An 8,463-nucleotide genomic window follows, 5' to 3' on the forward strand; every position below is an offset into this window, starting at 1 on the left:
GAGACGTATTACTTCTGAGTAGGTCACGTTCTACGCTCGCTCCATGACCGAGCAGGACAGCAGCAGCGTCGACCGTCCCACCAAGGATCGCCCGTGGGTGATGCGCACCTATGCCGGCCACTCCACGGCCGCGGCGTCGAACGCGCTCTACCGCACCAACCTCGCCAAGGGACAGACCGGACTGTCGGTCGCCTTCGACCTGCCGACCCAGACGGGGTACGACCCCGACTCGCCGCTCTCGCGCGGTGAGGTGGGCAAGGTCGGCGTCCCGGTTCCCCACCTCGGCGAGATGCGTCGGCTCTTCGACCAGATCCCGCTGACCGAGATGAACACCTCGATGACGATCAACGCCACCGCGATGTGGCTGCTGGCGATGTACCAGGTGGTGGCCGAGGAGCAGAACCCGGACCTCGCCCCCGAGGAGGTCGCCGCCCAGCTCGCGGGGACCACCCAGAACGACATCATCAAGGAGTACCTCTCCCGGGGGACCTACGTCTTCCCGCCCGAGCACTCCCTGCGCCTGATCAGCGACATGATCTCCTACACCGTCCACCAGATCCCCAAGTGGAACCCGATCAACATCTGCAGCTACCACCTGCAGGAGGCCGGGGCCACGCCGACGCAGGAGCTCGCCTACGCCTTGACCACGGCGATCGCGGTGCTCGACCAGGTGCAGGCCTCGGGCCAGGTCTCGGAGGAGGACTTCGAGAAGGTCGTCGGTCGGATCTCCTTCTTCGTCAACGCGGGTGTCCGCTTCGTCGAGGAGACCTGCAAGATGCGGGCGTTCGTCCAGCTCTGGGACGAGATCACCCGTGAGCGCTACGGCGTCCAGGACCCGAAGATGCGGCGCTTCCGCTACGGCGTCCAGGTCAACTCCCTCGGCCTGACCGAGGCGCAGCCCGAGAACAACGTCCAGCGCATCGTCCTCGAGATGCTCGGCGTCACCCTCTCCAAGAACGCCCGCGCCCGCGCCGTACAGCTCCCGGCCTGGAACGAGGCCCTCGGCCTGCCACGGCCGTGGGACCAACAGTGGTCGCTGCGGCTGCAGCAGGTGCTCGCCTTCGAGTCCGACCTGCTGGAGTACGACGATATCTTCGAGGGCTCGACAGTGATCGAGGCCAAGGTGCAGGAGCTCGTCGAGGGCGCCCGTGCCGAGATCGACCGGGTCCAGGCGCTCGGTGGCGCCATCGCCGCCGTCGAGTCCGGCTACATGAAGCAGGCCCTGGTCTCCGCCCACGCCGCCCGCCGTGGCCGCATCGAGTCCGGCGACGAGAAGATCGTCGGGGTCAACATCTACGAGACCACGGAGCCGTCGCCGCTGACCGCCGACCTCGACGGCGCGATCATGACCGCCGACCCGCAGGCCGAGGAGTCGGCGCTGCGATCGGTGCAGGAGTGGAAGGCCCAGCGCGACGAGGAGGCGGTCACGGCTGCGCTCGCGAGGCTGGCCGCCGACGCCAAGACCGACACCAACCTGATGGCCGCGACCCTGGAGGCAGCCCGTGCGGGCGCCACCACGGGGGAGTGGGCCGCCACCCTGCGCGAGGTGTTCGGCGAGTTCCGTGCTCCGACCGGGGTCAGTGGGGCGGTGGGTGTGGCGGAGGCCGGCGCCGAGCTGACGGCCGTACGCGAACGCGTGCGCGCCACCGGGGAGGAGCTGGGTGGTCGCCTGCGCCTGCTGGTCGGCAAGCCCGGTCTCGACGGGCACTCCAACGGTGCCGAGCAGGTCGCTGTCCGCGCCCGCGATGCCGGTTTCGAGGTCATCTACCAGGGGATCCGGCTGACGCCCGCACAGATCGTCTCCGCGGCTGTGGCCGAGGACGTGCACTGCGTCGGGCTCTCGATCCTCTCCGGCTCGCACATGGAGCTGGTGCCGGACGTGCTCGACGGTCTGCGCGAGGCTGGGATGGGCGACGTCCCGGTCATCGTCGGCGGGATCATCCCCGAGTCAGACGGTCGACGACTGCGGGAGCTGGGCGTCGCGGCGGTCTACACGCCGAAGGACTTCGGACTGACCGCGATCATGGACGGCATCGTCGACGTGATCCGTGAGGCCAACGACCTGACCTGAGTGGCTGGCCTCGGCCGAGAGCAACCTGCAGTGCCCGACCCGGGTCATCGTTGCGCGCCACGGTGAGGCTGAGTACGAGACCGACCTGGTCTGCGACGACGGCGCCGCGGAGATCGCCGCTGCGGTCCTCGGTGTCGACGTCCCGGCTCGCGAGGGCCTGCGCGAGTACGGGGTGGGCGACCTCGCCGGCGCCGACCACCCGTGGCTCAGTTGAAGGTGGAGCGCAGCCAGCGGACGACCTGGCGCTGGGTCTTCCCGGCGGTCCGTTCCAGCGGCAGCGCGCTGCCGGCCCCGGCGATGGTCCGCAGGGTGACCGACTCCGCGGCGGAGTACGAGTCGGCCTGGTCCTGGGCCGCCCCGTCACGGATCAGGACGTCCTTGCCGCCGTACATCAGCAGCACCGGCTCCTTGATCTCGTCGGCCAGGGCCTCCGACCCGGCCAGCATCTGGCTCAGGCTCAGCGCGTCCCCACAGGGGTTGGCCGCGTGCAGTCGGGCGGCTTTGCGCTGGACCCCGGCGGGGGCGGTGGCGAAGAGCAGCTCACGGAACTCGCGGTTGGTCTGGCCGTAGCGGGCGTAGTCGTCCCCGGTGGCACACAGCTGCGAGGTCTGCCGGGCCTCCTCGACGGCACGCTGTGAGGAGCCGGCGTCCGCCCACGACATCAGCACCAGTCCGTCGACGTCCTGGAAGGTGGCGGACTCGACCTGCGCGATCGCGGCACCGACGCCGTGGCCGTGCAGCACCACGTGCTGGGCCTTCGGAGGATCGATCCCCGGGCGACCGGGGTAGACGTACAGGCCGGAGTACAGCTTCTGAACGATCTGGTGGAGCATGTCGGCCTGCGCGCCGAGGCAGGTGTCGTCGCCGTTGGGCAGGGTGCTCGCGCCGTAGCCGAGACGGTCGATCACCACGGAGGTCTCACCGCGCCGGGCGAGCTGGGTGGCGTAGTCGAACGATCGCTTCGAGCGCAGGTTCCAGAACCAGGACCCGGTCGCGAGGCCGTGCACCAGCACGTTGATCCGGGGCGCGTCGGGGCTCAGCACCTCGCGGCGGGGCCCCACGATCCGGGCCCGGACCCGGTAGGCCTGCTGGTCGGCCTCGCAGGCCACCCGGGTGGCGTTCGTGTTGACGACCTGGAACTCGACCGTGCGGGTGATCACGCGCGAGCCGCGCTCGGCGGTGGTCGCGGTGGTCGCGGTGCCTGCGGACGCCGAGGTTGCCGGGACGCCGGCGAGCAGGGTGGCGACCAGAGTCACGAGGGCGAGACGTACGACGGTGTGCTTCACGCGGGAGCTCCTGTTGAAAAAGTGTCAATAAGACAGGAGTCAGCATGGCATACCGTCGGTAGGTCACCCAACCGGCGGAGGTGTGATCTTCACCCCGGCGGGCGCGAGGTGGCGGTCGAGCGCGGGCAGAAGGCCTCACGCGGCGACCCGGTGTGGATCTGCTCGGGAAGCGTGAGCACCACGTCGTGGTCGACGAAGCCGGCCTGCTCGGTGCGGACCGACACCTCGGTGACGAACGACCCGGCCCGGGCCGAGAGCGACTCGCAGCCGCCCATCGCCAGCGACAGGGTCACCGCAGCGTCCTCGCCGGCCCCGAGGCGTACGTCGCGTTCGCCGTCGGCCCCGGTCAGGGCGACATAGGTGAACAGGCGCGGGTCGGGCTGGTCCGCGGCGAGACCGCGCACCGTCACCGGGAGGCGTCCCCGGTTGGTCAGCCGGAACGTGTAGCGCAGGGTGCCGCCGTCGGCGTACCGCACCTGGCGCACCGTTCGGTCGCCGATCGTGAAGACGGCCGAGGCCTCGGTGCCGGCCACCTCCACCGGGGTCGCGGTCGAGAGGGTCGGCGCCTGACGGGCGGCGACGACGAAGCCGCCGCCCAGGACGAGTGCGAACAGGGCGACGAGCAGCAGCGCCCTACGCAGCACGCTGCCGCCGACGCAGGCCGGCCAGCAGGAGCAGGCCGGTGACGGCTGTCGCCAGGGGAGTGGCGGCCAACGCCATGCCGCTCGTCGCCGGCGCCGACGTCGGTGCGGAGACCGGTGCCGCAGCTGCGGCGCGGGGCCCGGGCCTCGACGGACTGTCGAACCAGGAGCAGCCGGGCGGGTGCCGCCAGTCGGGGTCGTTGCGGTCGTACTCGACGCACGACAGGAATCCGGCGTCCTTCACGAACGCGCCGGGCGTGAAGACCGAGCCGCCGTCCGCGCAGGAGGGCACCGGGAAGGTGAAGTTGTCGGTGCGCTTGCCGCCGGCGTACTCGTTGTCCTCCCAGCAGTTGCCGTTGCCCTGGTCGTCCCACCAGTGGTCCATCCCGTTGGGGCGCTCACGACCGGAGGGGCTGATCCCGAACTTGTTCTTGAACGTCCGGTTGTGGTTGGAGGTGTCGTACATGTGACGCGGGTCGTAGTCGTCGCGCAAGGCGGCCGGCACCCACAGCTGCATGGTCCCGTAGCGCCAGTTGTCGTAGATCCAGTTGTGGTCGGTGGAGTTGAAGTTGCCGCCGGCGATCAGCACCCCGGTGCCCACCGGGACCGGGATGACCGGGCAGACGGTGCCGTCCAGGTACCCGCGCTCGGCCATCGGCTTCGCACAGATCCCGGTGTCGACGAACTCGGTGTAGTAGTTCGAGTTGTTCGAGAAGACCCGGTTGTGGTTCCACCGCGCGTGGTCCTGCGGGAGCCCCGGGTGTCCGGGGAACAACGAGTCCGTGGCGATGCCGGTGGCGTTGTCGTAGAAGTCGTTGTGGTGCGCCCAGATCGAGTTCCCGGCGGTGCCGGAGTAGCCGAGCGCGTTGTCGTGGCTGCTGTTGTTGCGGATCTCGATGGCGTAGCGGGTGACCTCGAAGTTCGGGTTGTCCGCATTCAGGTCCGCGCCGGAGCCGGGGTAGATGCCGGAGTCCCCGTTGAAGTAGGCCTCGGAGTTCTGGATCAGGCCGTGGTCGGAGGCGAACGCGAGGATCCCGTACTCGTCGTTGCCGCGGGTCAGGACGCGGTCGATCACGAAGCCGTCGGTCTCCAGCACGTAGATGGCGTTGAACTCCGACTGCTGCACCGTCAGGTTGCGGACGTAGGCCCCACCGCCCCGGTCGATCCGGATGCCGTTGAGCTTGGAGAACCGGTTGTCGATGATGACGTCCAGGCTGCGCCGGCCGGTGCCGACGATCTGGGTGCCGCAGAACTTGCTGTCGCACGAGATGGAGTCGTTGCGCGGGGTGCGGTCGCCGAAGACGGCGATCAGGTTGAGGTTGTGCGGACACCGGCGCTGGTCGGCGTAGGACAGGGCGATCGGGTTGGACTCCCCGTTCGTGCCCTCCTGTGCTCCGGTGTCGGGGGAGGAGAGGCTGCCGATGTACTCCGCCGACAGGAGCGCGTCCTTGGACTCGGTCTCCAGGTGCGAGCAGTAGTAGCTGCGCTTGTCGCGGGCGTACTTCTTCTCGTGGTAGGTCCCGGGCAGGACGTAGATCGAGGTGCGCCGGCGCTTGATGGAGTCGATGGCGGTCTGGATTGAGCCGAACCGGCACTCGTCGAGCATCCGACGGCTGCGTTGCTTCGCCCGGCCCGGGGGCATCGCCTTGATCCGCTTCGCGCTGTTCGGCCGGCACACCACCCGGTGGCGGGCGTTGTCGTAGCCCAGGAACTTCGGGCGCTTCCCGGTCTCGTCGGGGAACCCGGCCGGCCGCTCCTCGTGGGCCTGGGCGGGGGATGCCGGGACGGTCAGCGCGAGGGCGGACAGGCCCGGGGCCACCAGCAGGGTCAGGAGAATGCGGGCAACGCGAGCCATCGACGTTCCTTTCGGGTCGGTCGATCAACGAGGGCGTGTGACCTGGGTTACGTGGTGGTCCAGACTGTCCCCACAGGAGGTGGGCCATGCTGCGGATCACGGTCGTGGGGGCGGGAGTAATCGGTCTGACCTGCGCTGTGCGGCTGCTCGAGGCCGGGCACCGGGTGGACGTGGTCGCGCGAGAGCTGCCGCTGGAGACGACCTCCGCCACGGCAGCGGCGATCTGGTACCCCTACCGTGCCCTGCCGCAGGGGCGGGTGACCGACTGGGCCGCCACGTCGTACGACGTGTTCGCCGCTCTGTCGCAGGACACCCGCACCGGGGTCCGGATGGTGCTGGGGACCGAGGTCTTCACCGACCCGCAGACCGATCCCTGGTGGCGCTCGGCCGTTGCGAACCTCGAGCGGGTCTCAGAGCTGCCCGCGGGATTCCGCGACGGCTGGTCGTTCCGCACGCCGGTCGTCGAGATGCCGGTCTACCTGGTCTGGCTGGCTGGCCGGGTCCAGGAGCTCGGCGGCACGATCACCCGGCTGCACCTCGGCGCGCTCCCGAGCGGCGCCGACGTGGTGGTCGACTGTGCCGGCCTCGGGGCGCGGCGACTGGCCTCCGACCCGAGCGTGGGACCGGTGCGCGGCCAGGTCCTGGTGCTCGAGCAGTGCGGGCTCGAGCACTGGTGGCTGCACAGTGACGGCCCGACGTACGTGGTGCCGCGCACGCGCGACATCGTCGTGGGGGGCACCGCCGACGAGGGCGAGTGGGAGCGGACCCCCTCACCGGCGACCGCGGCCGCGATCCTGGCCCGGGCCGAGCGCCTGGTGCCACAGCTGCACGGGGCCCGTGTCCTTCATCACAGGGTCGGTCTGCGGCCGGTCCGGCCGGAGGTCCGGCTCGAACGCTCAGGAGACGTGGTGCACTGCTACGGGCACGGCGGCGCCGGAGTGACGCTGAGCTGGGGCTGTGCGGAAGAAGTGGTCTTGACAGTCGTGTGACTGGCGTAACCAGATGGGGCCCGAGTCGTTTTTGGGGTCAGGAAACCCCTGATTCCTCGAGGAGACCCGTGTCCGTGCGATGGCTTGTCCTACCGGTGCTGCCGGCCCTGCTGACCTGTGCGTTGCCAGGGGTCGGCCATGCGGCTGACCCCGAGGCCACCGGCCTCGGCGCCCCTTCCGTGAGCTCGACCGCGTCCGACGACGCGTCCACCGCGGATGACGGCCTGACCCGCAAGCAGGCCCGCAAGCTGGCGCTGAAGCAGAAGCGCGCGCTGAAGGAGGCCGAGCCCGACGTGGAGCCCGGCACGATGCGCGGCGCCACCGTGATCAAGACCGGCTGGTGGTACGTGGCCAACGAGCCGCCGCCGGACACCAACGTGCTCGCGGCACCCCAGCCACCGGCGCCGAACTCCCCGGCCGGGACGATGCCCGTCGCCGCGGTGCTGGGGGAGGCCTCCAAGCTCTCCGCGCTCGAGTTCAGCTTCGAAGCCGAGGCCGGCTCGACGCTGAAGAAGTTCCAGCTCGTCCTGCGCGAGTCGAAGGCTCCGGGCGCGAGCCTCGGTGCCTCGGCGGCCGCGGTCGTCGCCTGCCCGGTCACCGAGGTCTTCTGGGCCGACGGCAACGGCGCGGCCTGGAAGAACAAGCCCACCTACGACTGCAAGCAGTCCGAGGTGGCGGGGGTGCGTCAGCCCACCGGGCTGTGGACCTTCGACCTGACCGACCTGGCGTCGGAGTGGCTCTCCGAGGACTTCTTCGGCTCCCCGTCCGTCGTTCTGGTCGAGAAGGCCAGCGCGCCCTCGTCCTTCGACGTAGCCTTTGAGGGCACCAAGACCGAAGGCATCGGCATCGACGTCCGCACCAAGGCTCCCGAGGGCGGCGGCGAAGACGGCGGCTCCGGCGGCTCCGGCGGCTCCTCCGGGGGCTCCTCCGGGGGCTCGGGGAGTTCGGGCGGCAACACCGGCGGCGGCTCCTTCGGCGGCTCCGGCGGCAGCGGCGGCGACTCGGGCGGCGACCTCGGCGGTTCGCTGGGTGGCGGTGACACGGGCGGCGACCTCGGTGGTTCGCCCGACCTGGACGGCTCGGCGTCGGGTGGCATGAACAACGGTGGGTCGTCGAATGGAGACGACCAGGGCATCGACGCGGGGATCACCCCGGTCGCGGCCAACATCGCGTGGTACTCCGGTCTTCCGAAGGTGAGTTTCCTGATGCTTCCGCTCGTCCTGGGCCTGGCCTACTTGATGATGCTGGCCCTCGGCCCCAACGGCCGCCCCAGCCCCGCAGCGAACCGTCGTGGGGTGAGCCGTGCGCTCGACCGCCTGCGCGAGAGCCGCGGCTTCTCCTCGGCGGAGGTTGCCCGATGAAGTCCCTGACGACGCGCCGTGTGGTGGCGCTCGCCTTCGCCCTTTCCCTGACGGTCACAGCCGGCTGCGGCCAGAAGGCCGGCGTCAACACGATGTACGCCGGCGGCGGCATCCAGTCCGGCTCCGGCACGGGCGGCGACGGAGGCTTCGGCGGCGACGGCTCCGGCGACGGTGGCTTCGGTGGCGACGGCTCCGGCGACGGTGGCTTCGGTGGCGACGGCTCCGGCGACGGCGGCTTCGGCGGCGACGGCTCCGGCGAC

Annotated in this window: 7 protein-coding genes; 4 read left to right on the forward strand and 3 right to left on the reverse strand. The window is 70.4% G+C overall.

Going from position 1 to position 8,463, the window contains the following annotated elements; translation table 11 throughout:
- Window positions 1-43 precede the first annotated feature (43 nt).
- Complete coding sequence (locus ABZE72_RS03815) at window positions 44-2,071, forward strand: protein meaA (RefSeq protein WP_372727687.1); 2,028 nt, start codon at window positions 44-46, stop codon at window positions 2,069-2,071.
- Between the two features lie 206 nt (window positions 2,072-2,277).
- Here the strand turns inward: ABZE72_RS03815 and ABZE72_RS03820 are convergent, their stop codons facing one another.
- The 3 genes from ABZE72_RS03820 to ABZE72_RS03830 form a co-directional block, all read right to left on the reverse strand.
- A complete protein-coding gene (locus ABZE72_RS03820) occupies window positions 2,278-3,357 on the reverse strand; it encodes an alpha/beta fold hydrolase (RefSeq protein WP_372727688.1) in 1,080 nt (359 codons plus the stop codon).
- An 89-nt stretch (window positions 3,358-3,446) separates the two neighbouring features.
- Window positions 3,447-4,001: a hypothetical protein gene (locus ABZE72_RS03825; protein ID WP_372727689.1), complete on the reverse strand. Its 555-nt coding sequence runs from the start codon at window positions 3,999-4,001 to the stop codon at window positions 3,447-3,449.
- Window positions 3,991-5,853, reverse strand: a complete 1,863-nt coding sequence (locus ABZE72_RS03830; protein WP_372727690.1) for a right-handed parallel beta-helix repeat-containing protein — start codon at window positions 5,851-5,853, stop codon at window positions 3,991-3,993. The genes ABZE72_RS03825 and ABZE72_RS03830 overlap by 11 nt, the downstream gene beginning before the upstream one ends.
- 86 nt (window positions 5,854-5,939) lie before the next feature.
- Between ABZE72_RS03830 and ABZE72_RS03835 the strand changes: the two genes are divergently transcribed.
- The 3 genes from ABZE72_RS03835 to ABZE72_RS03845 form a co-directional block, all read left to right on the forward strand.
- Window positions 5,940-6,842 carry an FAD-dependent oxidoreductase gene (locus ABZE72_RS03835; RefSeq protein WP_372727691.1) on the forward strand — a complete coding sequence of 301 codons (903 nt, stop codon included), beginning with the start codon at window positions 5,940-5,942 and terminating at the stop codon, window positions 6,840-6,842.
- Window positions 6,843-7,021: 179 nt separating this feature from the next.
- The gene (locus ABZE72_RS03840) at window positions 7,022-8,203 is read left to right on the forward strand and encodes a hypothetical protein (RefSeq protein ID WP_372727692.1); all 1,182 of its coding nucleotides are present in this window, start codon (window positions 7,022-7,024) and stop codon (window positions 8,201-8,203) included.
- On the forward strand, window positions 8,200-8,463 hold a 264-nt coding region (locus ABZE72_RS03845), incomplete at its 3' end, for a hypothetical protein (protein WP_372727693.1). The genes ABZE72_RS03840 and ABZE72_RS03845, both read left to right, overlap by 4 nt.

The sequence above is a fragment of the Nocardioides sp. genome, assembly GCF_041600255.1.
GTDB lineage: Bacteria > Actinomycetota > Actinomycetes > Propionibacteriales > Nocardioidaceae > Nocardioides.

Excerpts from the sequence above, each read along its gene's own strand:
- ABZE72_RS03815 (WP_372727687.1), top strand. The coding sequence starts at position 44 with ATGACCGAGCAGGACAGCAGCAGCGTCGACCGTCCCACCAAGGATCGC.
- ABZE72_RS03835 (WP_372727691.1), top strand. The coding sequence starts at position 5,940 with ATGCTGCGGATCACGGTCGTGGGGGCGGGAGTAATCGGTCTGACCTGC.
- ABZE72_RS03830 (WP_372727690.1), bottom strand. The coding sequence starts at position 5,853 with ATGGCTCGCGTTGCCCGCATTCTCCTGACCCTGCTGGTGGCCCCGGGC.